Annotated in this window: 25 protein-coding genes; 23 read left to right on the top strand and 2 right to left on the bottom strand. The window is 62.5% G+C overall.

The window, feature by feature from the left end:
* The first annotated feature begins 300 nt into the window (after positions 1 to 300).
* The 20 genes from QRN67_RS08470 to QRN67_RS08375 all read left to right on the top strand — a co-directional run bounded on the left by QRN67_RS08470 (position 301) and on the right by QRN67_RS08375 (position 20216).
* The gene (locus QRN67_RS08470; RefSeq protein WP_285411456.1) at positions 301 to 1164 is read left to right on the top strand and encodes a hypothetical protein; all 864 of its coding nucleotides are present in this window, start codon (positions 301 to 303) and stop codon (positions 1162 to 1164) included.
* 45 nt (positions 1165 to 1209) lie between these two features.
* Positions 1210 to 2496: a CaiB/BaiF CoA transferase family protein gene (locus QRN67_RS08465; RefSeq protein WP_285411455.1), complete on the top strand. Its 1287-nt coding sequence runs from the start codon at positions 1210 to 1212 to the stop codon at positions 2494 to 2496.
* Between the two features lie 42 nt (positions 2497 to 2538).
* On the top strand, positions 2539 to 3519 hold the full coding sequence (locus tag QRN67_RS08460; RefSeq protein ID WP_285411454.1) for a Bug family tripartite tricarboxylate transporter substrate binding protein: 981 nt from the start codon (positions 2539 to 2541) through the stop codon (positions 3517 to 3519).
* Positions 3520 to 3686: 167 nt separating this feature from the next.
* A complete protein-coding gene (locus QRN67_RS08455; RefSeq protein ID WP_285411453.1) occupies positions 3687 to 4439 on the top strand; it encodes a FadR/GntR family transcriptional regulator in 753 nt (250 codons plus the stop codon).
* A 300-nt stretch (positions 4440 to 4739) separates the two neighbouring features.
* Positions 4740 to 5141, top strand: a complete 402-nt coding sequence (locus tag QRN67_RS08450) for a cupin domain-containing protein (protein WP_285411452.1) — start codon at positions 4740 to 4742, stop codon at positions 5139 to 5141.
* A 79-nt stretch (positions 5142 to 5220) separates the two neighbouring features.
* A complete protein-coding gene (locus QRN67_RS08445; protein ID WP_285411451.1) occupies positions 5221 to 5541 on the top strand; it encodes an NIPSNAP family protein in 321 nt (106 codons plus the stop codon).
* A gap of 121 nt (positions 5542 to 5662) precedes the next feature.
* Entirely contained in the window at positions 5663 to 6631 is a 969-nt protein-coding gene (locus QRN67_RS08440) for a flavin reductase (protein WP_285411450.1), read from the top strand.
* Positions 6632 to 6639: 8 nt separating this feature from the next.
* A complete protein-coding gene (locus QRN67_RS08435; protein WP_285411449.1) occupies positions 6640 to 7833 on the top strand; it encodes a thiolase family protein in 1194 nt (397 codons plus the stop codon).
* Positions 7830 to 8258: a Zn-ribbon domain-containing OB-fold protein gene (locus tag QRN67_RS08430; protein ID WP_285411448.1), complete on the top strand. Its 429-nt coding sequence runs from the start codon at positions 7830 to 7832 to the stop codon at positions 8256 to 8258. Before QRN67_RS08435 ends, QRN67_RS08430 begins: the two co-directional genes overlap by 4 nt.
* Before the next feature lie 69 nt (positions 8259 to 8327).
* The gene (locus QRN67_RS08425) at positions 8328 to 9551 is read left to right on the top strand and encodes an amidohydrolase family protein (RefSeq protein ID WP_285411447.1); all 1224 of its coding nucleotides are present in this window, start codon (positions 8328 to 8330) and stop codon (positions 9549 to 9551) included.
* Between the two features lie 59 nt (positions 9552 to 9610).
* On the top strand, positions 9611 to 10627 hold the full coding sequence (locus QRN67_RS08420) for a Bug family tripartite tricarboxylate transporter substrate binding protein (protein ID WP_285411446.1): 1017 nt from the start codon (positions 9611 to 9613) through the stop codon (positions 10625 to 10627).
* Positions 10628 to 10921: 294 nt separating this feature from the next.
* Positions 10922 to 12361 (top strand): NAD-dependent succinate-semialdehyde dehydrogenase, encoded by a 1440-nt coding sequence (locus tag QRN67_RS08415; protein WP_285411445.1) that lies wholly within the window; start codon positions 10922 to 10924, stop codon positions 12359 to 12361.
* Between the two features lie 25 nt (positions 12362 to 12386).
* Entirely contained in the window at positions 12387 to 13523 is a 1137-nt protein-coding gene (locus QRN67_RS08410) for an ABC transporter substrate-binding protein (protein ID WP_285411444.1), read from the top strand.
* Between the two features lie 53 nt (positions 13524 to 13576).
* Complete coding sequence (locus QRN67_RS08405) at positions 13577 to 14446, top strand: branched-chain amino acid ABC transporter permease (protein WP_285411443.1); 870 nt, start codon at positions 13577 to 13579, stop codon at positions 14444 to 14446.
* Positions 14447 to 14449: 3 nt separating this feature from the next.
* Entirely contained in the window at positions 14450 to 15424 is a 975-nt protein-coding gene (locus QRN67_RS08400) for a branched-chain amino acid ABC transporter permease (protein WP_285411442.1), read from the top strand.
* On the top strand, positions 15421 to 16191 hold the full coding sequence (locus QRN67_RS08395; RefSeq protein WP_285411441.1) for an ABC transporter ATP-binding protein: 771 nt from the start codon (positions 15421 to 15423) through the stop codon (positions 16189 to 16191). The genes QRN67_RS08400 and QRN67_RS08395 overlap by 4 nt, the downstream gene beginning before the upstream one ends.
* Positions 16192 to 16219: 28 nt before the next feature.
* Positions 16220 to 16903, top strand: coding sequence for an ABC transporter ATP-binding protein (locus QRN67_RS08390; protein WP_285411461.1), 684 nt, complete (start codon positions 16220 to 16222; stop codon positions 16901 to 16903).
* 57 nt (positions 16904 to 16960) lie between these two features.
* The gene (locus tag QRN67_RS08385; RefSeq protein WP_285411440.1) at positions 16961 to 18595 is read left to right on the top strand and encodes a GMC family oxidoreductase; all 1635 of its coding nucleotides are present in this window, start codon (positions 16961 to 16963) and stop codon (positions 18593 to 18595) included.
* A 71-nt stretch (positions 18596 to 18666) separates the two neighbouring features.
* Positions 18667 to 19410: a fumarylacetoacetate hydrolase family protein gene (locus QRN67_RS08380; protein WP_285411439.1), complete on the top strand. Its 744-nt coding sequence runs from the start codon at positions 18667 to 18669 to the stop codon at positions 19408 to 19410.
* A complete protein-coding gene (locus tag QRN67_RS08375; protein ID WP_285411438.1) occupies positions 19407 to 20216 on the top strand; it encodes an enoyl-CoA hydratase/isomerase family protein in 810 nt (269 codons plus the stop codon). Before QRN67_RS08380 ends, QRN67_RS08375 begins: the two co-directional genes overlap by 4 nt.
* 199 nt (positions 20217 to 20415) lie before the next feature.
* On the opposite strand, the gene QRN67_RS08370 is transcribed toward QRN67_RS08375, so the two are convergent.
* Both QRN67_RS08370 and QRN67_RS08365 read right to left on the bottom strand, forming a co-directional pair.
* Entirely contained in the window at positions 20416 to 20802 is a 387-nt protein-coding gene (locus QRN67_RS08370) for a Zn-ribbon domain-containing OB-fold protein (RefSeq protein WP_285411437.1), read from the bottom strand.
* Positions 20803 to 20813: 11 nt separating this feature from the next.
* Positions 20814 to 21986: a thiolase family protein gene (locus tag QRN67_RS08365; protein WP_285411436.1), complete on the bottom strand. Its 1173-nt coding sequence runs from the start codon at positions 21984 to 21986 to the stop codon at positions 20814 to 20816.
* 166 nt (positions 21987 to 22152) lie between these two features.
* Here QRN67_RS08365 and QRN67_RS08360 point away from each other — a divergent pair, with 166 nt between their 5' ends.
* The 3 genes from QRN67_RS08360 to QRN67_RS08350 all read left to right on the top strand — a co-directional run bounded on the left by QRN67_RS08360 (position 22153) and on the right by QRN67_RS08350 (position 25216).
* Complete coding sequence (locus QRN67_RS08360) at positions 22153 to 22944, top strand: SDR family NAD(P)-dependent oxidoreductase (RefSeq protein ID WP_285411435.1); 792 nt, start codon at positions 22153 to 22155, stop codon at positions 22942 to 22944.
* 186 nt (positions 22945 to 23130) lie between these two features.
* A complete protein-coding gene (locus tag QRN67_RS08355) occupies positions 23131 to 24003 on the top strand; it encodes a MaoC/PaaZ C-terminal domain-containing protein (RefSeq protein ID WP_285411434.1) in 873 nt (290 codons plus the stop codon).
* Positions 24004 to 24043: 40 nt separating this feature from the next.
* Positions 24044 to 25216 carry an acyl-CoA dehydrogenase family protein gene (locus QRN67_RS08350; protein ID WP_285411433.1) on the top strand — a complete coding sequence of 391 codons (1173 nt, stop codon included), beginning with the start codon at positions 24044 to 24046 and terminating at the stop codon, positions 25214 to 25216.
* The last annotated feature ends 1 nt before the right edge of the window (position 25217 follow it).

Here is a 25217-nt window from a genome sequence, read left to right as displayed (position 1 = left end):
CCTTCCGCGTTCGATCAACTTCTTCGGCGCCCAGGCGACTTTGCGCGCTTGCACTCTTGCCGTCGGCCCTGCACCAGACCCGCGTAGCGTGACCTCAGGTCTCGCTGCATAGGCTTGCTCGGCGCCCGCGCAGCCGTGACCTCAATCAAGTACTGTGCACTTGGATCGCCTCAAGGCACCAGTGCGGACGCGCCCTAAACCCGCGTCCTGCGCTCAAGTTCCACGAGCGATTGACTTGCTTAATGGTGAGACCATTAGATAATATAGAGATGTTTTTCTAGTACGACTCACGAGGCAGAAATGGCAGATCAGATTCAAGGAATGGGCCCCACGGTTTGGTTCGACGGTGGCACGGACGGCAGGGTGATGGTGGCGGACTCGTTGAGCTACTTCGAACATGAGCCCTGGCTCAACGATGTAGTGCTCGGCGCGTCGTTTGCCGGTGCGCCTACAGGCGCGATGCCAATGCGGCCTGGCGTCAAGGCGTGGATCGCCCATGAAGGCGGGCCCGGCAAAGACAACGCGGGCTCCGGTGGCTTGGCCCTGGCCGACCGCTACGGAGTGCCTGCCGCCTCCATCGCCACGATGGAGGCTGGTTTGTCCGAGGGGATGACGCTGGTCACCGGTCACGTCAAGCAAGTCAACAAGGCGGCCGAGGCTCTGGGTGTGCGCGTAGGCATGACTGGAGGCGAAGCTGGCAAGCTCATGCTGAAGGCCCCAGCGGGCAAGCCCATCAACTTCGACGGCATCGTTGACGAGAGCGTCCACGAAGTCCTGTCGACGCCCCAAGGAAAGATCTACGCGGTGTGGTCGTTTTCGCGCGTAGAAGGCGAACATCCCCAGGACGTTTTCTGCGTGGCGTCCCACGGTGGCAAGGTGATGGCGCAGTACGCGTTGCGCGCTAAGCCCAAGGGGCTGATCGCAAACGATGCGGGCATTGGGCTTAACCGGACAGGCGTCAGTGGCCTCGACGCAGTGGAAGAGTTGTGTGGCATTCCCGCCGCCACCGTGTCCACGGACAGTGCGCGCATCGGCGACGCTCTGAGCACGTACAACGACGGGGTCATCTCCGCGGTGAACAAGAGCGCGCTTGCTCTGGGCGTGAAGGAGGGGATGCGCGCGGCCGACGCCGCGGCGTTGATGCTCAAAGCTGGCGGCAAGTGAGCAGCTGCTTCGACTTTCACAGATTCACCACGTTCCGGAGTAGCCATGCAAGTTCAACAACGTCCCCCACTGTCCGCCGAATTCCCTGAGCCGATCAAGCGCGACGCGAAGAAGCCAACGCCTCTTGGCGGTCTGCGCGTCATCGACTTCACCCACTTCATTGCCGGTCCCTTCTGCACGATGATGCTGGGAGAGTTCGGTGCTGATGTCATCAAGGTGGAGGCACCGCTCAAGGGTGACGACTTCCGCCACTATCCACCAGCCGAGCCGACCCTGGACGGTCAGGGCGCTCCCTTTCTTTGGGGCAACTCCAACAAGCGCAGCATCACCATCGACCTGAAGAATCCACTGGGTCGCGAGGTCGTGCTCGACCTTCTGCGCGGTGCAGACGTCCTGGTCGAGAACTTTTCGACGGGCGTCATGGACCGACTTGGTCTCGGCTACGCCGCGTTGTCGAAGATCAACCCCAGGCTGGTCTACTGCTCCATTTCTGCTTACGGCCGGACTGGTGAGTTCTCCGACCGTTTGGGCTTCGATCCCGTCCTGCAGGCGGAAAGCGGTTTCATCGCCACCAACGGCTACCCGGACCGCGAAGGCGTGCGAACGGCCGCGTCGACGATGGACATCGCGACGGCCATGATGGCGTGCAATGCCGTCCAGGCTTGTCTGCTCGCGCGCGAACGCACCGGTCGCGGGCAGTACGTGGAGCTGTCGTTGCATGACACGGCGATGCTGATGATCGGTTTCCAGGCGATGCAGCATCTTTTTTCGGGTGTGGAGCCCACCCGAAACGGGAACACGAGTCCGGACACGGCACCCACCGGCGTGTTCCGCGCGAAGGACACCTCCTTCTACATTTCGTCGTCCAACACGGGCATCTTTCAGCGGCTGTTTGCGCAGGTCATCGAGCGCCCCGACATGGCAGAAGATGAGGAGCTAATGACCCGCGCCGGTCGGCTCAAGCGACGGGACGAACTCTTTTCCGTCTTGAACGAGGAATTCGGAAAGCAACCGTGGTCATATTGGCAGCCGCGCCTGCGCGCAGCCGGCGTGGCGTCCGGCCAGGTACGGACCGTACCGCAAGCGCTTCGCTCGGCAGAGACCGCGTCCCGTGGCTTGGTGACGCGGCTACCTCACCCCACTGCGGGCGAGGTGCCCAAGATCGCGCTGCCCTTCATCTTCTCTGACACGCCTCTCGCCGATCCGTTTGCGGCACCCATTCTTGGCCAGCACACGCGGGAGATACTTCAAGGCACGCTCGGCTATGACGAGGGGCGCGTGGATCAGCTGATGTCCGGCGGAGCCTTCGGCCCTCCAGCCGAACGGCGCTGACCGCCGCTTCCTTCCCCCGCGCATACAACATGGAGACCCACGATGAAACTCGGTACGCACATGGCCAAGTCCCTGGCCCTCGGTTTAGCCTTCGCTCTCACGGCGCTCACGACTTCTTCGCGAGCCGAATCGTTCCCGAGTAAGCCGGTTACGATCATCGTTGCCGCAGCCGCGGGCGGCAGCTCTGACATCACCGCGCGCGCTGTTGCTGCCGGGCTGCAAGAAAGGTGGAAACAGGCGGTCGTTGTGGACAACCGTGCTGGTGCAAACGGCCTCATTGCTGCGCAGACGCTGTTGAAGGCTCCTGCCAACGGCTACACGCTGATGCTTGGCTCGATCGGGCAGATGATGCTGAATCCGATTCAGCACGGCGCACAGTACGAGCCGACCAAGGCCTACACCATGATCGGTCAGGTCAGCAAGACCTACATGGTGATGGTGACGTCTCTCAATGCGCCTTACCAGACCCTTCGCGAGTACGTCGAGTACGCCAAGAAGAACCCGGAACGCGGAACCTTCTCTAGCTCGGGCACCGGATCGCTCATGCATTTGGCTGGCGAGCGCATTCGGCAGCAGTCGGGCGTACCCCTGACACACGTTCCCTACAAGGGGGAATCTCCTGCGTTGGTTGACCTGACGGCGGGGACGGTTGCTGCTGGCTTCGTGGTGGCAGGAACCGCCGTGCCGCTCGTCAATGGTGGCAAGCTCAAGGCGCTGGCCATCAGCGACATCAAGCGTGCCCCCGAACTGTCCAACACGCCGACCGCGGTGGAGCAGGGCTACGACGTGAACATGCCGGTGTGGAACGGGCTCGTGGCGCCAAGTGGGCTGGAGCCCAAGCTGGTGGCGCAGATCAACCGTGACCTGAACCAAGTCCTGGCGTCGCCAGCCACGCAGGAGCAGCTGAAGAAGATCGGCATCACGGCGGCGCCGACGACCGCGCAGGAGTTCACGAAGTACGTGGACGAGCAGTCCCTGGCCTGGAAGAACTTGATCAAGGACGGCGGAATCAACTTCCAGTAAGGTGCGAGACTTTCAATTCTGGGGTATTGGACAGACCTTTTGCATTTTTAAATCAGTGTTTCTGTAAGATGGTGGTCATCTAGTATTTCGCGACGCGCCTTGTGCGCGACCAACCTATGAGCATTGAAGCAGAGCCGGCTACCGCGCCTCGTCGGACTTTCCAACGTGTGAAGACCGCTCGCGTGTTTGAGGGAGTGTCCGAGCAGATCAAGAACAAGCTGATGTCCGGCGAACTCAAGGCTGGAGATCGCTTGCCTGCAGAGCGAGATCTGGCCGTCGAGTTTGGTGTCGGGCGGCCTGCTGTTCGAGAAGCGCTTCGGACGCTGGAGATGTCCGGCATCGTCGAGACACGCAAGGGAACCAAGGGCGGGGCCTTCGTCTGTGAAGGCAGTCCGGAGATGCTGACGCGGTCGCTTCAGGACCTGGCGATGCTGGGACACATCTCGCCGAGCAGCCTGGCCGAAGTCCGCGTCATCATCAGCGGAGCCGTGGTGCGCTTGGCGTGCGAGCGTGGAGAGGCTGAAGACTTCGATGCCATCCAGGCCAACATAGAGGACATCCAGCGGTGGGCGGACGCCGGGGACCTCACGCGTCGTGCAGAGGCGGCTGTCGAGTTTTTCCAACTGCTGGCTAAGGCCACACGCAATGACGTGCTGGTCGTGCTGATGGATTCACTCGGTGCCATTCTGCGTCATTTCGCCATCGAGCGACAACCCGCGAAGTACCGTCCAGAGCTGATCCCCGTGCGCTGGAACATGCTCAAGCACCTGCGCGCGCGCGCAACGACCAAGGCGGTCGCGGAGATGAATCACTACCTTGAGATCGTGCATAGCGATGTATTGAACCGGATGCCCGTGCGGGCCGAGCCGGTTGTGAAGTCGAAGCCACCGGTACCGGCCAAGTCGCGTAGCAAGGCCTGATCGGCTGGAAGTTCATGATCATGTCGCAGCGATGAACTGCGGCGGCGAATCTAGAAGGGCCCCTCGGGGCCCTTTTGTGTGATCGTGATGGCGCACATCGTTCAACCATGGCCGCGGCCTCGCAGGCGATCAAACGGGTTGTGCCGAGCGCTGCGCAATGGGTGCTGGCGCATCACCTGGACACGTTGTCTTGCGAGCAGGAGGTGACATTGCGAGCAGAACACTTGATCTTGCGATCAAAATGGACTTACCATTGCAAAGCGCAACGCAATTTTGAGGCGACTTACCAGAGGACGACAGATGCCTGCCCATACCCCACACATGACGAGCGAGGCGCAACTGGCCCCGCTTGACTCCCGCTATGTCGCGGTCAACGACTTGCCATGGAAGCCGACGCCGACGCGAGGCATCGACATGAAGATTTTGCTCCTGGACGAGCAGACGGGTCTGATGACCGCTCTGTTCCGGTGGGAGCCGGGCACTGAGCTTCCCCTGCACGAACACGTCGAGATCGAGCAAACCTACGTCCTGCAGGGCAGCATTGTCGACGACGAGGGCGAGGTCCGCGAGGGTGACTACGTCTGGCGTCCCCAGGGCAATCGCCACATCGCTCGGTCGCCAAATGGTGCCCTGGTACTGAGCATGTTTCTGAAGCCCAATCGCTTCCTCGTCGGTGAACTGGCTGGCAAAGAGCTCAAGTAGTGCGCTCTCGCGAGCCCTTCGTCTGCCATCCATCCCTCGACCGAGTCGGTCGCCTTCCAACCAACACCGTCCACACACCATGGCCATCATCGAAGAACGCTGCTACGTCCTGCACACCTCTGCTACCCCCGCCGACTACCTGAAACTCTACGAAGCTGAGGGCCTGGCGGTGCAGAGCGAGGCGCTGGGCTCGCCGCTCGGCTACTTCGCGACCGAGACGGGTGAACTGAACGCTGTCGTGAGCCTGTGGCGCTACGAGAGCTTCGAAGACCGCCAAGCGCGACGCACCAAGCTTGCGTCTCAACAGGCCTGGAAGGACTACCTCGCCAAAGTCCGTCCGATGATCAGTTCGATGAGCAATCGTCTGCTGAGTCCTGCCGCCTTCTCGGCATTGAAGTAAGCCGCGCCCACCAGAGCTACCGTCCGCGGACCCGTCCAAGCCTGTTGACAGTGATCTAAAGTACGTTGAGAATGGACGGACCATTTAATATAATGAGATATTTGGTCCAAGGAGCATAGCAATGGAGACAACCTTCGAGCCAAGCCTGGATGTCAAAGAGTTCAGGCGCGCGCTGTCACTTTTCCCGACGGGCGTGGCGATCCTCACCACGGTCTCCGAGCAGGGCGTTCCTGTTGGTCTGACCTGCAATTCCTTCAGTTCGGTTTCCCTCGATCCACCGCTGGTTTCCTGGGGGCTGCGTAAGGAGAGCCGCGCGGCCTCTTCCTTCCGCAACGGCAAGGGTTTTGCGATCAACATCCTCTCGGGCGCGCAGCAAGGTCTCTCGGGCCGGTTCGCGAGCAGCTCAATCGCTGACAAATTCGAAGGCGTTGCGTGGGAGGCAGGCCTCAATGGCATGCCTGTGCTCAGCCACTGCGCCGCGACCTTCGAGTGCACGACCTTTGCCGTGCACGACGCAGGCGACCACTGGCTCTTCTTGGGTCAGGTACGGCGCTTCGAACACGAGATCAGCCACCACCCGCTCGTCTTCTGCAAGGGGGCGTACATGCTCCTGAGCAAGGCCTTGCTCGAGTCGTCGCAGCAGTCCCCGGAGCGTGTCGCGGAAGTCGTTGAGGCGCGTCGCCTGATCCACGGTGCCTTGTTGGAATTGGCGTGCCGGAATGCCACCGAAGAAGACTTCCAGGCGTTGGACGCCAAGCTGCTGGAGATGGAGCGTTTCGCAGAAGCCGGTGCTCCCCAGCCGCGCGTCGAGGCGGGGGTGGAGTTCTTCCGCCTGATCGGTGCAGCAACGCATAACGAGATCGTTGCAACATTGGCCAACAGCCTGGCGGACGTGATGCGCCAGAACCTGACCGATGCCGCGGCATCGCCTCCGCGCAGCGCACTCGTGCCGTTGCGCAGAGAGATCTTGAAACACCTCCAACTGCGCGATCGGGCGGCTGCGGAAGAGGCTTTGGGTCGCTATCTCGCGCTGCTGGTCGAGCCGAACGTTCAACCTGTGCAGATCCCAACTCCGCCGCTGGCAGCTTAAGTCGCACTATGACCAGAAGAGTAGCGATCATCGGCGCAAGTGCGCTGCCTGTCGGCAAATTGCAGACCTCCAAAGAGGACTTACTGCAAGTGCTCGAACACGAGCTGATGGTGAAGGTTGTGCGCGACGCTGTCAAAGATGCCGGCGTCGAGCGGGACGACATTCAGAGCGCGGTGTTCACCGTGCCTCGTCCGTACACCCAGCAAGCCTACTTCCACACCTTCCTGACGAGCCATCTGCGCCTGAAGTACACGGGTGTCGCGATGGAGGTGATGGGCAACGGCATGACGGGAGCGCTGGCGTTCGACCAGGCGGCGAACCAGATTCTGCTGGGCCATGCCGACGTCGCCTTGTGCCTGGGAATCAACATGGAGAGTGCCACGCCCTCCTACGAGCATATGATGGACAGCATGCGGCGCACTGGCGACGTGGACTTCCACACGCCCGGGGGTTTCACGCCGATCTCGTGGTACGCCATGGATGCGATGCGGTACATGCACGAGTTCGGTGCGACCCGTGCGGAGCTCGGTGCCGTGGCTGTGAAGAACCGCGCGCACGCCAAGCTCAATCCGATTGCGCAGTACCGCAAGCCGCTCACCCTCAGCGAGGTGCTCGAGCAACGTGCGATCGTTGAGCCGCTCGGGCTCTACGATGTGCCTCCACGTGGCGACGGGGCTGCGTGTCTGGTGCTCGCATCGGAGGACGTCGCCAAGAGCCTGGGAAAGCCGTATGCGCTGCTCAAGGGCCGGGGCTTCTTCCACGAAGGCGTGCATCAGATCGATGACGTGCCGGGCGACATGATCGCGTTCAATGCGGCTCGCACGGCAGCGCAAGCGGCGTACTGCTCCAGCGGTATCCAGGCATCGGACCTGGACTTCGCCGAACTCTACGCGCCGTGCACGATCGTCGAGGTGCTGGTCAGCGAAGCTATCGGGCTTGTCCCACGCGGTCACGGTGCGAAGGCCGCGGCGGAAGGGCGCACCCGTCTGGGTGGCGACATCCCCATCTCGACTTCGGGCGGCCTGACCTCGCGCGGGCATCCTGCGTTGGTCACCTCTTTGTACAACCTGGTGGAAGTTGCCGAGCAGCTGCGTGGCATTGCCGGAGATCGCCAGGTCAAGGACGCGCGGCTCGCGGCAACGACTGGTGAGCTGGGCAACTACAACGCCGCAATCGTTCACGTGTTTGAGGGGGTGCGATGACGCTCGAAGTTCACCAGGTCGCCGCGACGCGTCCTTATCCACCCCGCGTTTCGGCTTTCACGAAACCCTTCTGGAGCGCCCTGGGCGAAGGGCGCTTCACGACGACGCAATGCGGTGAATGCCACCGTCAGACCTTTCCGCCGAAGCTGGTGTGCCCGCACTGTTGGTCGGACAAGCACGCGTGGGTGGACATGCCCATCGAGGGGGACCTGTACAGCTGGACTCGCATCCATGCCGCGCCGGCCGTCTTCCAGCCGCTGGCTCCCTACGCCGTCGGCATCGTCGAGCTGGGCGGTCGCATCCGCTTGGCCTGTCCCCTGGTCGTGCCGGATGGCGTGCCCGTCATCGTGGGCGGCAAGGTGCGGATGGTTGTCATGGCATTCGATGACGGGCCGCTCTTTGCTGCGCGCGTACTGAGCGCTTGAACTGAGTTTTCCACGACCGCCGGCTCACCGTAGCAGAGACGGCGGATTTCATACCCAAAGGAGCAGGAAATGGCTGATGTGATCGAGAAACGCGAAGTTGCGTGCGATGAGGTGAATTCTTGGCGGCTCAAGACCCCCGGTGCCGAGGGCTGGACGCAGACCGCACGTCCGGAGGACCCGAACAAGTACTTCATGGTGTCGGCAGACACCCATGCCAACGAACCGCCTGATCTGTGGGAAAAGCGTATCGAAGCCAAGTACCGCGACCGGCTGCCCAAGACCTGGGTCGACGAGAACGGCGTGCGTTGGCGCAAGTCCGAAGGCAGCGACCGTCCTGACCGCTTGGTCCTCGCGGATCTCTCGGGCCAGGACCAGGTTCGCTCGCGCTCGGGCGCCGGCGCGAAGAACCGTTTGGTAGACCATGCGCTGGACGGCATCGACGCGGAGATCATCTTCCCGAACAAGGGTCTGGCCATGTGGTACACGCCGGATCCCGAGTTCTCGCAAGCCCAGTGCGGCGTTTACAACGACTGGGCTTGGGAAGAGTTCGGCCCGTACAGCAAGAAGCTGATTCCCGTGGCCGCTATCGCACCGGCCGACATCAAAGGGGCGATCGCCGAGATCCAACGCACAGCGAAGCTGGGCTACACCGCGGTCGCATTCCCGGTCAAGCCGATGTTCGGCCCCCCGCAGGTTGGCGAGCTCAACTACAACAACCCCGACTTCGATCCGATTTGGGCCGCGTTGCAGGACACGGACATGACGCTGTGCTTCCACGTTGCCACTGGCATGGATCCTCGAACCACGCGCGGCGTTGGCGGGGCCGTTGTCAACTATGTATGGCACGCCTTGGCACCCGCCATCCAGCCCATGGTGAACCTGTGCGCATCGGGTGTGATCGAGCGGTTCCCGCAGTTGCGCTTCGGCTCCGTCGAGGCAGGCATCGGCTTCATCCCGTGGATGATGGAGACCATGGACGAGGCTTACAAGAAGCACCATTTCGCCGTCCGACCGAAGCTGAAGAATCTGCCAAGCGAGTACTACCGCTCCAATGGCTTCTCGACGTTCGGCGAGGATGAGGCCGGCCTGGTGTTCGCGCAGAAGTTCGGGCTCATGGACAACTTCCTCTGGGCCAACGACTACCCCCACCACGAGGGCACGTGGCCGCACTCGGCACAGGCGATCGAGCGCAACATGGCCGACCTGAACAACGAAGAGCGGGCAAAGATCCTCGGCCTGAACGCCGCCCGGATCTTCCGCATCGACATCGAGGCCGCCAAGAAGCCGCTCTGAAGCGGCTGGCAGGGCCGCAAGTCGCGGCCCGCTTCCCACTACAACGAAAGAGACACACGATGAAGAACATCCGTTCGCAAAGCGGTAGCCCGCGTATGCCCCGCCGCCGGGCGCTTCTCCTGGGAGCTGCAGGTTCCGCGGCTGGTGCTTGGGCTGGCCTTGGCCGGGCCGAGACGGTGTATCCGAAGCGGACCATCGAGTTGGTCGTTCCCTACACTGCGGGTGGTACCTCCGATCTGATCGGCCGCATCGTGGCCAAAGGGCTCTCGGAGCGGCTGAAGGTACCGGTGGTCGCCATGAACCGGGCGGGAGCTGCTGGAACCCTTGGCATGAAGGTCGTCGCGAACTCGCCGGCGGACGGCTACGTCATCGGCATCGGGGGCAGCACGAACCTGGGCATCGCGCCGCTGCTCATGACGCCTCCACCTTACGAGGCGGTGCGTGATTTCACCCCGCTCGTGATGGCTGCGCGCGCGCCATTCATCCTCGTGGCCTCGCCGCAGTCGAGCTTCAAGTCGATGGAGGAGCTTGTTGCCTTCGGCAAGGCGAATCCCAACAAGCTCAACTATGGCTCGTCGGGCGTTGGCAGCAGCCACCACCTGGCCACAGAACTCTTCACGCGAAGCACTGGGTTCAAGGCCACGCACATTCCGTTCAAAGGCGGCTCCGAGAACGTGGCGCAGCTCATGTCGGGCACCGTGGACTTCATGTTCGAGTCGTCGTCGTCGATCCTGCCGCAGGTGAAGGCCGGCAAGGTGCGAGCGCTGGCTGTCAGCGGAGCAGATCGGCTGCCCGAGATCCCCGACGTGCGAACCGTGAAGGAAGCGGGCGTGAAGGACTTCGTCGTTGAATCGACCATCGGCGTCGTAGCTCCCGCGAAGCTGCCCCCCGAGGTGCACAGGATCCTGCTGACAGCGTTGCGCGAAACGATGAGCGACCCGTCGGTGCGCGATGCCATAGACAGGACCGGATCTGGTGCGCCGCCGCTTGGTGACGACGAGTTCGCGTCCCGGTTGAAGGACGACGCACAGCGTTGGCGCAAAGTGATCGCTGACGCCGGTATCACAGGCGGCTGACCTCGGGCACCTGGTGGGCTGAAGAGGCACTTTGAGCGAGCGTGTGCCGCGTCCGGGCGGCTGATGGTTTGTCCGGAACTTTGCGACGCCGTTCACCACCGCCGTCCAGGGCTTCGTTCGTTCACACGCCTGTAGCGGCATCTCCACTGCACGTCGGCCGCCCGGCGCGTGTATATCTGGCTTAAGCACTTGCCTTGATCGACCAATGCCTAAGGGTAATTCTTGGTTTTAAATGGACTGTCCATTCGTAGAGTCCGACAATTCATTTATCAATCTTCTTTTGGAGCACACGTTGTGAGCAAGGTGAAATCGATTGGCCCTTTGATCGGCGGGGAAAGCTTGGTTGGCGGTGGTCGCCAGACACGACCGGTGCTGAACCCTGCGACGGGCGAGGCGATCGCTGAACTCACGCTCGCCAGCCAGGACGACGTGCGCGATGCGGCGGATCGCGCAGCGAAGGGCTTCCTCGAGTGGAGCGTGAAGACGCCGCTCGTCCGGTCCAACGTACTGCGCGGCGTGGCCCTGGCGATGCGACGTGATGCCGCTGAGATGGCCCAGATGCTCACCCGTGAGCAGGGAAAGACGCTCAAAGAGGCTCAGGGCGAGGTGCTGGGGTCTGCCGATCTCTTCGATTGGCTCGCGGAAGAAGGCAAGCGCCTGTACGGACGTGTCGTGCCATCGCGTTCGCCCGATGTCCAGCAGTTGGTACTGCTCGAGCCAGTTGGGCCTGTCGCCGCCTTCTCGCCTTGGAACTACCCGTTGGCGCTGGCTGCCCGGAAGGTCGCGCACGCCTTGGCGGCCGGATGCTCTGTCGTGATCAAGCCCGCGGAAGAAGCGCCCAGCGCGGTACTGCATCTCGCTCGGCTGTGCCTCGAGTCAGGTGTTCCGGCGGACGCAATCCACGTGCTGTTCGGCGTACCGGCGATGGTATCGGAGACGCTCGTCGAGTCTGCGCACATCCAGAAGATCTCGTTCACTGGCTCGGTGTCCGTCGGCCGGCACCTGGCCTCGTTGGCCGGCAGAGCGTTGAAGAAGGTGACCTTCGAGTTGGGCGGGCATTCGCCAGTCATCGTCATGGAGGACGCCGACCTGGACCTGGCTGTTGCGCTGTCGGTCGCCAGCAAGTTCCGCAACGCCGGCCAGATCTGCATCGCGCCAACACGCTTCTTCGTGCACGACGCGATCTACGACGCCTTCGTTGGCAAGTTCTCTGAGATTGCGAGTGCTCTGCGCGTCGAGGACGGCATGCTTGACACCGCCCAGATGGGGCCGCTTGCGCATGAGCGCCGTCTGCATGCCATGGAAGAGCTTGCACAGGATGCGGTTGGCCGGGGCGCACGCCTCGTGACCGGCATGGCGGAGCGCACGCGCGCCCCCGGCTTCTTCTGGAAGCCAACCGTCCTCACCGACGTCCCGAAAGACGCGAGGATTCTGCAGGAAGAGCCTTTCGGCCCGATCGCGCCGTTCGTGCGCATCGCGTCGCTCGACCAAGCCCTGCAACAAGCCAACGACGTGCAGTTCGGCCTCGCAGGTTACGCGTTCACGCGCTCGCTGCGCAATGCGAGACGCATCCAGGACGGTCTCAAGGTAGGAGCCCTGGGCATGAACACCTTCAATGTCACCGCTCCCGAGATGCCGTTCCTGGGCGTCAAGGACAGCGGCTTGGGCGTTGCCCAAGGCAAGGAAGGCTTGCTCGACCACATGAACATCAAGGCCGTCTACAGGGCCGATTGACGATCAACCACGCAAGGAGACAGCGATGAAATTCAAACGTATCGTGGCCATGGTGGCCGCGGGTATCACGGCCTTGTCTGTTCACGCACAGCAGCCGCCGGTGAAGATCGCCGCGGTCTACGCCATCACCGGGCCGGTGGCTCCCTACGGCGTGCCACAGCAAAAGGCGGTCCAGATGCGAGCCGAGCAGATCAACGAGCGCGGCGGCTGGAAGGGGCGCAAGGTCGAGGTGGTCTTCTACGACACCGAGGGCAACGGCAACAAAGCGGTGCAGTTGGTTCGCAAAGCGATCGAGACCGACAAGGTCGACCTCATCCTCGGGCCGTCTACGACCGGAGAAGCCTTGGCCGTTGCGCCAATTGCCAACTCAAGTCGAGTGCCGATGATCACGCACTCGGGGGCACAGAGCGTTGTGGACCCGGCAACCCCCTATGTCTTTCAGACCGCGCAGTATGACCGCGTCGGGGTTCCTGTTGTCCTCAAGGAGTTCCAGAAGAAGGGATTCAAGAAGATTGCGCTGCTGACCTCGACAGACGGCTTCGGTCAGTCCGGCCTCGTACTTTTCAAGGAGATGGCTCCGAAGTACGGCATGACGCTTGTGAACGAACAGTTCGACCGCCAGGACACGGACATGACTGCCCAAGTGCTAAGGGCCAGACAGGCGAATGCCGATGTGCTGATGGTCTGGAGCACCTTCCCCGCCCCCGCGATCATCCTACGAAATGCCAAGGCGATGGGCTATCCGAAGCCGATCTACAACAGCTTCGCGATGGCGTCCCAAGAGTTCTTGAAGCAGTCGGGCGCTTCATCGGAGAACACGTTCGTCATGGCGGCGGCCATGCTGTTGCCTGCGGCCCTGCCGGATGCGCACCCCAACAAGGCGGTGATCATGAAGGACTACAGCACCTTCCAGGCCCGATTCAAGGAAGCGCCGAACCCCAGCGCGCAACACGCCATGGACGCGATGACCATCGTTGACGCGGCGGTTGGAAGAATCTCGGGTGCGATCGACCGGGAGTCGCTTCGCGATGCCATCGAGAAGACGGAACTGCATGGCGCGAACGGGCAGTTCAAATTCTCACCCACCGTCCACGGCGTGAGCGATGAGGACCCACCGATCGTGTTCCTGAAGGTCGTGAACAACGCCTTCACGCCCCAGTGATGGTCCGAGCGCGCTCAACGCCCACGGTCTAGCAGTTCATGGATCAACTATCAATGGCCGTGCAGATCCTGGTGTCGGGTCTGCTGATCGGCTGCATCTACGTGCTCGTGGCCTGGGGCTTCACGATCGTCTACAACGCCACTGGTCTGATCAACTTCGCCGCCGGCGAGTTCGTGATGATGGGAGGCGTGATCTCGGCCGCGCTCAACTTGACGTTGGGTTGGTCGCCCATCATCGCTGTTCCTGTGGCCATCATCATCGTGGCGGTGGTTGCGGCCCTCATTGACTGGGGCTGCTTGCAACGCGCACGGCGTCAGGCCCACCTGACGCTCGTCATGCTGACGATCGGTCTCGCCATCGTGTTGCGGGGAGCGATGCTGTTCTCGACCGGCAAGGACTTCCAGTTCCCACCGTCTTTCTCGGACGGCGAGGTACCCAGCATTGCGGGGATTCATCTTCCCGTACAGGGCGCCTGGATCCTGGGCACGGTCCTGGTCGTGGCCATCGCACTCTGGCAACTCTTTGCGCGATCGTGGCTGGGGTGGTCCATGCGCGCGGCGGGCGAGAACCCTCGGGCTGCCTTGCTCATGGGCATCTCGCCCAGCCGGGTTTCGACCATGGCGTTCGCCATGGCCGGCGCCATGGGCGCACTCGCAGGCGCACTGATCGCACCCCTGGCTTCCGCGAACTACACGAGCGGCCTGTTCTTCGGCTTGAAGGGATTCTCCGCAGCGATTCTCGGCGGGCTGGGGAGCCCGCTGGGTGCCGTGCTTGGTGGACTTCTGCTGGGTGTGATCGAGAACGTGGCCGCAGGCTATGTGTCCTCAGGGTGGAAGGACGCTATCGCGCTCGGGATCCTGATCCTGGTGTTGCTCGTCAAGCCGACCGGCATCTTCGGTGGCTCCAGCGTGAAGAGGGTCTGAGCGATGTCAGAGATCAACTTGGTCTACACGCGCAACCTGTGGGGCTTGGCCTTCACCACAGTCGTTCTGGCCTTTGTCGGGGTCACGGTTTCAAACTCGTTCTACCTGACGACGCTGATCTTCGCGTTGATCGCGGCCATCTCTGCCGTCGGTCTCACGCTGTTGTTCGGCTTCACCGGACTGGCCTCGCTTGGCCAGGCCGCCTTCTTTGGGTTAGGCGCCTACAGTGCCGCACTGCTGGTCGAGCGCATGGCGTGGCCGCCGCTTGCTGCGGTTGCTGTGGCTGTCGCCTTGCCTGCGGCGGCGGGCTGGCTTATAGGCCGTCCGTTGCTGCGACTGTCGGGGACTTACTTGACGATGGCTTCGTTGGCCTTCGGCATGGTGATGTACTTGGTTTTCAGCCAGGTGAGTTCGCTGACGGGCGGACTAGACCCTGGGTTCATGCTGAACCGCCCGTTTTCGCTGGGGCCCTGGGCCTTCGACGGCACAAGGGAGATGTTCTGGGTGTGCAGCGTTGCCGTGTTGCTGACGCTGTATGTGGGGATCAACCTGATCCACTCTCGTTTCGGTCGAGCCCTGCGCGCACTGAAGAGTTCCGAGGCCGCAGCGGAGGGGGCCGGTGTCCCCACCGTGCACTTCAAGACTGTCATCTTCTCAATCGCCGCGGGTATGGCCGGTCTGTCAGGTGCGATGTATGCCTTCTTCATGCGCTCGTTCAACGCCACGGCGTTCGGCTTCCCGTTGTCCATTGAGCTGCTCATCATCGTGATCGTGGGATCGCTGCGCTCGATCTGGGGGGCCTTGTTCGGCGCCGCGATCATCACCCTGCTGCCGGCGGCGTTGGAGCACTTCAACGACTACAAGCTGTTCATCTACGGCGTCGTGATGGTCTTGATCATGCTTTTCCTTCCCGACGGGCTGTTCCACGGTGTTGCAGAAGGTGTTTCCAAGGTGTTCGGAAGAAGAGGGGCGAAATGAGCTTGCGTGTGGAGAAGTTGACCAAGCGCTTCGCTGGGCTGACCGCGGTAAACGAACTCAGCTTTGTCGCGCAGACGGGAAAGGTCACGGCGCTCATCGGTCCTAACGGCGCTGGCAAGACTACTGCGCTCAGTATGGCCAGCGGTGTATTCGCACCGACCTCGGGCTCGATCACCTTCGAAGGCAAGGAACTCACGGGGTTGCCGGGCCACAAGATCGCCCGCCATGGAGTCGCACGGACTTACCAGAACTTGCAGATGTTCGAGGATATGAGCGTGCTGGAGGTCGTGATGACCGGTGCGCATGGGCTTGGCCGCTCCGGGCCGATTGCGGCCATGCTGCGCCTGCCGTCCGTGCGGCGCGAGGAGAAGGCGCTGGAAGCGGCCGCAAGGGTGATGCTCGATCGCGTCAAGGTGTCCGAGCATCTGTTCTGGCGCGATGCCGTGTCCTTGCCCTACGGCTTGCAGCGCCGGGTGGAGATTGCTCGGGCGCTGGTGGCTCAGCCGCGACTGCTGTTGCTCGACGAACCCGCGGCCGGTCTCAATCCGACCGAGACGGAGGAGTTGGCCCAACTCATCTCCGACCTGCGTGCGAGCGGGCTCACGGTCTTGCTGGTCGAGCACGACATGGAGATGGTCATGAGTCTGTCGGATGCGGTGGTTGTCATGAACTTCGGCAGGCTCATTGCAGCAGGAGCGCCGGCGGAGATCCAGGCGAACGAACAGGTGATCGAGGCCTATCTCGGAGTTGAGGACGTCGGTGCTTGAACTGAAGAATGTCTCGGTGCGCTACGGCATGATCGAGGGGCTGCGTAGCGTGTCCCTCCGCGTCAAGGAGCGTCAGGTGGTGTCCTTGATTGGCGCGAACGGAGCCGGCAAGTCCACCTTGCTCAACGCCATCTCCGGCGTCGTTCCGACCTGTGGCGGAACGATCACGTTCGACGGGCAGACCATTTCCCAGATGCCAGCGTCGGACGTTGTCGGTCTTGGCGTCGTGCAGGTTCCTGAGGGACGGCGCGTGTTTGCCCAGATGACCGTCGTCGACAACCTCCGGCTCGGCGCCTACCTCCACCGCAGGCAGTTCAAGCCCAGTGACATGGACGAGGTCTTCGACTTGTTCCCGCGCCTTGCTGAGCGCAAGGCGCAGCTTGCAGGCCTGATGTCAGGTGGCGAGCAGCAGATGCTGGCCATCGGACGCGCAATGATGACCAGGCCCAAGCTGTTGCTTCTCGACGAGCCGTCCATGGGTCTGGCACCGCTTGTCGTGAAGACGATCTTTTCCGTCCTTCGAACCTTGAACGAACAGGGGATGGCCATTCTGTTGGTGGAGCAGAACGCCAAGGCGGCGTTGCGCCTTTCCGACTACAGCTATGTGTTGACCACCGGCTCGCTGACACGAGAAGGCTATTCGCAAGACCTGTTGGTCGACCCGAAGATCAACGAGGCCTTCCTGGGCAAGCGTGTCGAGATGTCTGCGTGATCAGCGCGAGCGTACTGCCGCGGCGCTTTGAGCCGCAGCATTTGAGCCGAGTATGAGATGACCAAAGAACCAAAGAGCACAGAACAACACGACTTCATCATCGTCGGCGCCGGCAGCGCGGGCTCGTTGCTCGCAGGTCGGCTCGGAAAAAGCGGCAAGTACTCTGTCTTGGTGCTGGAGGCGGGCGGCTCGGACCGGCGTCTCTGGGTGCACGTCCCGATCGGCTTTGCAAAGATGATCCTGGACAAGTCGCTGAACTGGGCCTACCAGACCGAGCCGCAGGCGGAGTTGAACAACCGGTCGATCTATTGGCCCAGGGGCAAGATCTTTGGTGGCTCGGGCGCGATCAATGGTCTGGTGCACATCCGCGGGCAACGTGAGGACTTCGACGGATGGCGCGACGCTGGATGCGTTGGCTGGGGTTGGCAGGATGTGCTGCCGTACTTCAAGCGCATGGAGGACCACTACCTGGGAGACACGCCACTACACGGTTCAGGTGGACCTGTGGCGGTGTTCAAGCCGCTGGACCGGGCGCCTTTGGGCGAAGCCATGATCGCCTCGGCTGCCAGGTGTGGCATCCCGCGCAACGACGACTTCAATGGTGAATCTCAAGCAGGCGCAGGCTACTACGACCTCACGGTACGGCGCGGGCGGCGGTCCAACTCGGCGATCGGCGCGCTCAAGCCGGTCGTGCGCGCAGGCAATGTGCGGGTGGAACTCTGTGCCATGGTGGAGCGCGTCACATTCGACGGCAGCCGTGCGACGGGTGTCACCTATAGGAACTCCAAAGGTGAGCTTGTTGCAGCGAAGGCCGCCAGGGAGGTGATCCTGTGTGCCGGTGCGATCAACACGCCCCAACTGATGATGCTGTCCGGTGTCGGGCCCGTGAACCATCTGCAAGAGCACGGCGTGCAGGTGGTTGCAGATCGAGAGCAAGTGGGCCAGAACCTGCAGGACCACTTGACCGCGCGCTTTGTGTTCAAGACCAAGCGGCCGGTGACCTTGAACGACGAGATGGGCACATTGTGGGGACGGCTGCGGATCGGCATGAACTATGTCTTCAGACGCCGGGGACCTCTGACTTACGCGGCGGCACAAGCGGGCATGTTCTTTAAGTCGGACGACGGAATTCCTCGCGTCGACGTGCAGGCGTTTTTCGCACCCTACAGTGCAGATGGCGCCGGCAAGGGACTCCATCCGTTCTCTGCGTTCAGCCTGACTTTGACCCAGTCGTGGCCGAGCAGTCGGGGCTACATCCGTCTCAAGGATGCCAATCCCGCGACGCCACCTGCCATCCAGCCTCGGTACTTCAGTACCGAGGAGGACCGCCGGTTCTTTGTCAAGGCAATGCGCCGGCTGCGCCAGATTTTCCAGGTCGATCCGATCCGCTCGGAAATCTCCGAGGAGTACCTCCCGGGCCCCTCCGTACGCAGCGACGAGGATCTCCTTGAATACGTGCGGGCGACCGGGAGCACTTGCTTTCACCCCTGTGGGAGTTGCCGCATGGGGGGCGACGCGGATTCGGTGGTCGATCCCCAGTTGCGCGTGCGCGGCGTATCGAATCTGCGGATTGCGGACGCTTCGGTAATGCCGTTCCTCACCTCCGGGAACATCAACGCGCCCACCTTGGTGATCGCCGAAAAGGCCGCGGATCTCATCCTTGCAGATGCAGAAGCCACGCGCATGCACTGACGCGCCGCGCTGAATTCAGCGTAGAGCCCGCTGCCGAACCCAACCCATCAAAATTTCCACGGAGTGCCTTTGTGACCACTTATCTGTTTTCCCCACCTGCTGTGATCTCTGTCGCGGTGCGAGGTGTCGATGCCCGATTCCCTGTGCGGCGTGTGATCTGTGTCGGCCGGAACTATGCCGATCACGCCAGGGAGATGGGCAACGACGATCGTGAGCCCCCATTTTTCTTCTTCAAGCCCACCGACACCCTGATCGATAGCGGCGTTCCGATGCCATATCCGCCACTGACTACGTCCCTCCATCACGAGGTCGAGTTGGTCGTGGCCATTGGCACCGGCGGAGCAGACATCGCCGAGGAAGACGCCTTGCAGCATGTCTACGGCTACGCCGTGGGGTTGGACATGACGCGCCGGGACATCCAACTGGCCGCGCGGGAGATGGGGCGGCCTTGGGACTGGGGCAAGGGCTTCGATCTGAGCGCCCCCTGCGCTGCGCTGTCGCGCGTTTCCGACGTCGGTCACCTGTCCAAGGGGGCGATCTCTCTGCGAGTCAACGGGGAGATGCGGCAGTCGAGTGATCTTTCGGAGCTGATCTGGGGCGTTCCCGAGATCATTGCGATTGCCAGCCGGGGTATGAAGTTGGAGGCCGGTGACCTGATCTTCACGGGAACGCCGGCTGGCGTTTCGGCCGTGAAGGAGGGCGACCTGTTGGAAGGTGTCATCGCGGGGCTTGAGCCCGTATCGACGCGCGTTGGACCTCGTGCGCACACAACCAAGGCCCAGCCTCCTACGGCACAAGCCAGGAGCTCCCAATGAGCGCGGGAGAGGCCGTGCCAGACGGGCCGATCTCGCTTGACTGGACCGGTGCAGTCGCGGTCCTCACGATCTGCCGGTCCGAACGCAGGAATGCGATCGACGGCGAGACCGCGCTTCGCATGGCTGCCATCCTGGATGATCTGCGCGTTGATCAGCGGACCAGAGCTGTGGTGCTCAGAGGTGCCGGCGACCACTTCTGCGCGGGTGGTGACGTGCGCAAGTCAGAGGGTAGGCAGCGCTCGCCCGAGGAGCGGCTCGGGGCGCTCGCGCCGTACCACCGGCTCACAACGGTGCTGGCCAGCTACACGAAGCCTGTCGTTGCCGCCATCGACGGCGTCGCTTTCGGAGCGGGGTTCAGCCTCGCGTTGCTTGCTGACTTGATCGTCGTGAGCGACCGCGCACGCCTGTGCATGGCTTTCGAGCGGCTCGGCCTGGTCCCTGATCTTGGCGCGCTTTACACGCTACCAAGAGCCGTCGGCATGCAGCGGGCCAGGGAACTCCTCCTGTCGGCGCGGGAGGTCAATGCACAAGAGGCCAAGCATCTCGGCCTGGCACTGGAAGTGGTGCGGGCCGAGCAGTTGCTGACGCGCTCAATCGAGCTGGCCGCCTCGTTGACCAACGCCTCTCCCGTTGCGATCTCATGCATCAAGGCAGGCCTGGCCCAGTCCTTCACGAGCGACCTGCAGGTCATCCTGAACCTGGAGTCGGCGGCGCAGGCGGTAGCCACCGACACGACCTACTTCGCGGAGTCGGTCCGTCGCCTCTCTGCCAGAGAGCCAGCTCAGTTCCAGTGGCCTTCCGAATAGCGCAGGGCGAAGCGCCGGCACATAACAGTCAGTGGTGGCCATCAAGACGATGGGCAGCGCGCCGCTGCTGCTCGAATTCAAGGGGCACGGAGAACTGGGGCTTCGCTTAGAGCGAGGCTGATCGAGCCGAGCCGAGCCAGGCCAGGCGCAAGGCCTTGACCCATTGTCGGGTGTCGAGGCCCCGCCCGCAGGCAACGGGCTACGCGCCTTTGTCGAGAGAGAACATCGGAATCGCCAACTCGTTGGCGGCCGGCTGCATGCTGAGGCGCACACGCGCACCGATGGCGACGCCGTCGCCAGCATCGATCAGGTTGGTGAGCATGGTGACGCCTTCGTCCAGTTCAACGTATGCGATGACGTAGTTGCCGTCGGCCTGCTGGACGGTGCTCGCGCTGTAGACCCGGCCGACACCGCGGCTTTCCACCCATTCCGTGTCTCCAAGGCAATGGGGACAAAGCGCCCGCGGATAGAAGTGCACCTGCGAACATTCCTTGCAACGTTTGATCAAGAGCTTGCCCTGCGCCGCGGCTTGCCAGTAAGGATGGGTTGCGGCGTCGTCGACGACGGACTGAAGGGCGGGGGACATAGGGGGGGGGCTCATTGTGCTCGCTCCAGAATCAAGGTTGCGCTTCCGTGCCGCGAACCGAGCAGCCCGCCCGTGCCTTGCGCGAGTGCCAGTGAACAGTTGGGAACTTGAACCTTGGGATGTGCCTCGCCGCGTAGCTGACGGACAGCTTCGATGATCTTGGTGATCCCGCCGCGGTTCGACGGATGGTTGTTGCAGAGCCCGCCGCCGTCGGTGTTGACGGGCATTCGCCCGACCCCAGAGATCAGGTTGCCGTCCTGGACAAAGCGGCCGCCTTCTCCCTTCTTGCAAAAGCCGAGGTCTTCCAGCTGCATCAGCACGGTGATGGTGAAGCTGTCGTAGATGGACGCGTACTGGATATCGCGCGGCTGCACCTTTGCTTCCTCGAACGCGAGCCGGCCAGAAATCGCAGCGCCGGAGTACGTGAGGTCGACTTTTCCGGCAGCTTGGCCCTTGATGGTTTCGCCCCCACCCAAGACTGAGATGAGCGGTCGCGAGAGGGACTTTGCGATCTCCGGCCGTACGACGATCAGTGCCCCCCCACCGTCACTGACAACACAGCAGTCCAGCTTATGCAAGGGGCTGGCGATGAGCGCCGAGTTGACCACTTCCTCGACGGTCACCGGCTTGCGCAGCATAGCGTTCTCGTTGTGCTGCGCATGCTGGGATGCAGCAACCTTGATCCAAGCCAACTGCTCCGAAGTCGTTCCGAATTCGTACATGTGTCGCGCCGCGGCCAGTGCATACATGTTCAGCGTGGACGGCCGATACGGCAGTTCGAAGGCCGCATCAGGCGTAGCTGGTGCGCTGCCCCTTGGCGAGCCCATCGCGTTGGCTATCTCGGTCCGCGGACGGCCTGCCAGGGTGATCAGTGCCACGTTGCATTTTCCAGCCGCGATTGCCTGTGCGGCGTGGGCAACATGCACCAGTGGCGCAGATCCGCCAGTGTCGGTCGTGTCGATGTGCCGCAGGCGAAGGCCCATGTAGTCGGCCATGCTGAGCGCCCCGAGGCCGGGGGCGTCGCCCGCGCAGAAGTATCCGTCCACATCGCTCAGGCTCAAGCCGGCATCTTGCAAAGCTCCACGCGCGCATTCGGCGTGCAACTGTGCGGTGGTCTTGTCGGGAGCCTTGCGCAGTGGGTGCTCGAAGGCACCCGCAATGGCTGCGGCTCGATGAATGCTCATGTCACGTCTCCTTGGATGAACCGTTGTGCCCACCGTCGATCTTGCATCTGCGCAGCCCACACCTGACCGTGACGACCACGATCCTCGAGCCAGCAGTCAGCGCCGGCAGCCCAAGCCGATGGACAACTGCACAACATTCTAGTATGGTCTTGCCATTCAATTGGTAATGCAAATGGAGGCATTCATGTCGGAGTTGGTGAGCTTGAAGAACCGGACGATCGTGGTGACGGGCGCGGGCCAGGGGATCGGTGAGGGCATCGCGCGGCTGGTCATCGAGTTGGGCGGCAATGTGGTCGCCGTCGATCGGAACGAAGAGACGCTCAAGAAGCTCGAGGGGGAACTGCCCGCAGGCCGTCTCATGCCGGCTGTTGCGGATGTGTCCGATCCGGAGGCTGCCCAACGGGTGGTAGCCCAGGCGGTCGAGAAGTTCGAACGTGTCGATGGGCTGTGCAACAACGCTGGCATCACACGGCCTGCGATGATGGACAAGATGACGGTGAAGGACTGGCGCGATGTGCTGGACGTTCATCTGTCCGCTTCGTTCTTTTGGTCCCAGGCACTGGGTCAGCACCTGATCGCGCGTGCCAAGGCTGGTGACACCAAAGGCGGATCGATCGTCAACATCTCGTCGGACGCGGGTCGCAAGGGTGCCATCGGCCAAGTCAACTATGCCGCCGCCAAGGCCGGCATCCTGGGTGTGACGATGACGACTGCGCGCGAGTGGGGCAAGTACAACATTCGTGCGAACTCCATCTGTTTCGGCGTCGTGGAAACACCGATGACCGAGGTCATCCGCGGTGACAAGTTCCGCGACAAGATCCTCAGCCAGATCCCGCTGGGTCGTTGGTCGACGCCGGACGAGGTCGTCAAAGCGGTTTGCTTCCTTCTCTCGGACGCCGCGAGCTATGTGACCGGCCAACACCTCGGCGTGAACGGCGGATACCACATCAGCCTTTGACTCCATGTAAGCGAGGAGCGGACCCCAAGGGGTCGGCTGGCGCTTCTCCGTCGGTTGGCAACGTTGCACTGGCGTTGCATGACGAAGTGCCTGCACACACGATGTGCAGGCTTCTCAAGCCGGGAGGTCTGTCCATCCTGGCCTGTTCGAGTTTCAAGTGCCGCATCGCGGCGAAGTGGAGCATGGATGCTTAACTACCAGAAGATCAAGTCGTGGGCGCCGCAGGACGTTCGTCACCACTACACCCGCAAAGACACCATCCTCTATAACCTCGGGCTCGGCTTTGGCGTGAACCCGCTGGATCCGGCCGAGCTGCGCTACGTCTATGAGGAAGGGCTCAGCACACTTCCGACGATGTGCAGCGTACTGGCGACCCCCGGCTTCTGGATGAAGGACAACCCCGAGTTCGGGATCGACTACATGCGACTGGTGCATGGTGAGCAGAAGGTCGTCATGCATCGCGCCCTTGCACCCGAGGCCACGGTTTACGGACGGACCCGTGTCACCCGCATCGTCGACAAGGGCGCTGCCAAAGGTGCGCTTGTGACCGTGGAGCGCCAACTCCTGGAGTCGGGCACCATGGAGGCGATCGCGTCGATCGAGCAAGTCTATTTCTGCCGCGGCGATGGGGGGTTCTCCGAGGGCGGCGTTTCGGACATGCCCGCGCCGGCCGACAACTTCGTGGCTACGCGAGAGCCGGATGGGCAGCTGATGAGCCAGATTGCAACGAGCGCTGCCTTGCTCTACCGGCTTTCCGGCGATTGGAATCCCTTGCATGCAGACCCGGCCGTGGCCAAGAAGGCGGGATTCAACAAACCGATCTTGCATGGACTTGCGACGTATGGGGTCGCTTGCCGCATGCTCACGACGCACCTCCACCAGGCCGGCCTTGGCGAGATCACGTCGTTTGCAGCGCGGCTTTCCGCGCCGGTGTTTCCCGGCGATGTGCTGCAACTGCGCTTCTGGCTCGACAAGACGGACCTTCGCTTCGAAGCTGCAGTCGCGGAGCGTGGTGTGAGGGTGCTGTCAAACGGAACAGCCACCCTGGCGGCCAAATGACCGTTCGCGATCGAGAGCGCGACATCAGGACGATGCAATCATGGACATAACACTATCGGATCAGCAGGCGACCTTCCAGAAAGAGGTGCGTGCGTTCATCGAGGCGCGGCTTCCGACGGACACGCGTGACCGCTTGCGCAGAGGGTTCGCCGCGACCAAGCAGGACACTGTCACCTTCCAGCGCATCTTGAATGAGCGCGGCTGGGCGGCACCGCATTGGCCGAAGCGCTACGGCGGTGCGGAGTTGGGCCAGGTCGAGCGCCTCATCTTGCTGGACGAGATCTTTCGAGCCTCGGCGCCGCTGCCTCAGGTGTTCAACATCACCATGCTTGGGCCCGTACTGTTGCAGTTCGGCACGGAAGAGCAAAAGAGCTCCTTTCTGCCCAAGCTGCTGAACATGGACCTGTGGTTCTGCCAGGGGTTCTCGGAGCCCGAGGCGGGGTCGGATCTGGCTTCGTTGAAGACCCGAGCCGAGCGCGATGGTGACCACTACGTGGTGAACGGGCAGAAGATCTGGACCACCTCCGCGCACCACGCCGACTGGATCTTCTGCCTCGTGCGGACGAGCACGGAGGCCAAGAAGCAGGATGGCATCAGCTTCCTGCTCATCGACCTGCGACAACCTGGAATCACTGTTCGCCCGATCCCGTCGATCGACGGCATGCACCACCTCAACGAGGTCTTCTTCGACGACGTCCGTGTGCCGGTGAGCAACCTGGTTGGCGAAGAGGGGCGTGGTTGGAGCTACGCCAGGTTCCTGCTGTCCAACGAGCGTACGGGCATCGCCAACGTTGGACTGTGCCGCGAGCGATGGAACTATGCCGTCGAGATCGCCAACGCGCATCAACGCGACGGCCATGCTCTGGCTCAGCTTCCCGGTGTCCGCAAGGAGCTTGCCGTTCTCGACGCCGAGATTCGCAGTCTCGAAATGACGAACTGGCGATTGCTGCTGTCGCCCGACACATGTGCAGTGCCCCAGGCGTTCGCGTCGGTCCTGAAGCTCAAAGGCAGCGAGGTCCAGCAAAGAGTGCTGGCTCTTCTCGCGAAGCTGGCGGGCGCAGATGGCCTGCGGGCTGCCAACGATCTGCCGAACGGCTCCTCGGATTGGGCGTCGCCGCTGGTCTCGCGGTATTTCTTCAGCCGCGCTTCGAGCATCTACGGCGGAGCCAGCGAGGTCCAGAAGGACATTCTTTCAAAGACATTCTTGAGCTAGC

Origin of the sequence: Variovorax sp. efr-133-TYG-130, from assembly GCF_030208835.1 — a bacterium.
GTDB lineage: Bacteria > Pseudomonadota > Gammaproteobacteria > Burkholderiales > Burkholderiaceae_C > Variovorax.
Note: the sequence above shows the minus strand (reverse complement) of the source record. Positions and strands in the feature narration are given on the sequence as shown.

Bases quoted from the DNA above. Each gene is read 5' to 3' on its own strand.
- QRN67_RS08365 (WP_285411436.1), bottom strand. From the start codon at position 21,986: ATGAGCATTCATCGAGCCGCAGCCATTGCGGGTGCCTTCGAGCACCCA.
- QRN67_RS08450 (WP_285411452.1), top strand. From the start codon at position 4,740: ATGCCTGCCCATACCCCACACATGACGAGCGAGGCGCAACTGGCCCCG.
- QRN67_RS08465 (WP_285411455.1), top strand. From the start codon at position 1,210: ATGCAAGTTCAACAACGTCCCCCACTGTCCGCCGAATTCCCTGAGCCG.
- QRN67_RS08440 (WP_285411450.1), top strand. From the start codon at position 5,663: ATGGAGACAACCTTCGAGCCAAGCCTGGATGTCAAAGAGTTCAGGCGC.
- QRN67_RS08460 (WP_285411454.1), top strand. From the start codon at position 2,539: ATGAAACTCGGTACGCACATGGCCAAGTCCCTGGCCCTCGGTTTAGCC.
- QRN67_RS08390 (WP_285411461.1), top strand. From the start codon at position 16,220: ATGATCGAGGGGCTGCGTAGCGTGTCCCTCCGCGTCAAGGAGCGTCAG.
- QRN67_RS08430 (WP_285411448.1), top strand. From the start codon at position 7,830: ATGACGCTCGAAGTTCACCAGGTCGCCGCGACGCGTCCTTATCCACCC.
- QRN67_RS08405 (WP_285411443.1), top strand. From the start codon at position 13,577: ATGGCCGTGCAGATCCTGGTGTCGGGTCTGCTGATCGGCTGCATCTAC.
- QRN67_RS08360 (WP_285411435.1), top strand. From the start codon at position 22,153: ATGCAAATGGAGGCATTCATGTCGGAGTTGGTGAGCTTGAAGAACCGG.
- QRN67_RS08445 (WP_285411451.1), top strand. From the start codon at position 5,221: ATGGCCATCATCGAAGAACGCTGCTACGTCCTGCACACCTCTGCTACC.
- QRN67_RS08400 (WP_285411442.1), top strand. From the start codon at position 14,450: ATGTCAGAGATCAACTTGGTCTACACGCGCAACCTGTGGGGCTTGGCC.
- QRN67_RS08420 (WP_285411446.1), top strand. From the start codon at position 9,611: ATGAAGAACATCCGTTCGCAAAGCGGTAGCCCGCGTATGCCCCGCCGC.
- QRN67_RS08395 (WP_285411441.1), top strand. From the start codon at position 15,421: ATGAGCTTGCGTGTGGAGAAGTTGACCAAGCGCTTCGCTGGGCTGACC.
- QRN67_RS08470 (WP_285411456.1), top strand. From the start codon at position 301: ATGGCAGATCAGATTCAAGGAATGGGCCCCACGGTTTGGTTCGACGGT.
- QRN67_RS08435 (WP_285411449.1), top strand. From the start codon at position 6,640: ATGACCAGAAGAGTAGCGATCATCGGCGCAAGTGCGCTGCCTGTCGGC.
- QRN67_RS08350 (WP_285411433.1), top strand. From the start codon at position 24,044: ATGGACATAACACTATCGGATCAGCAGGCGACCTTCCAGAAAGAGGTG.
- QRN67_RS08425 (WP_285411447.1), top strand. From the start codon at position 8,328: ATGGCTGATGTGATCGAGAAACGCGAAGTTGCGTGCGATGAGGTGAAT.
- QRN67_RS08370 (WP_285411437.1), bottom strand. From the start codon at position 20,802: ATGTCCCCCGCCCTTCAGTCCGTCGTCGACGACGCCGCAACCCATCCT.
- QRN67_RS08375 (WP_285411438.1), top strand. From the start codon at position 19,407: ATGAGCGCGGGAGAGGCCGTGCCAGACGGGCCGATCTCGCTTGACTGG.
- QRN67_RS08355 (WP_285411434.1), top strand. From the start codon at position 23,131: ATGCTTAACTACCAGAAGATCAAGTCGTGGGCGCCGCAGGACGTTCGT.
- QRN67_RS08385 (WP_285411440.1), top strand. From the start codon at position 16,961: ATGACCAAAGAACCAAAGAGCACAGAACAACACGACTTCATCATCGTC.
- QRN67_RS08410 (WP_285411444.1), top strand. From the start codon at position 12,387: ATGAAATTCAAACGTATCGTGGCCATGGTGGCCGCGGGTATCACGGCC.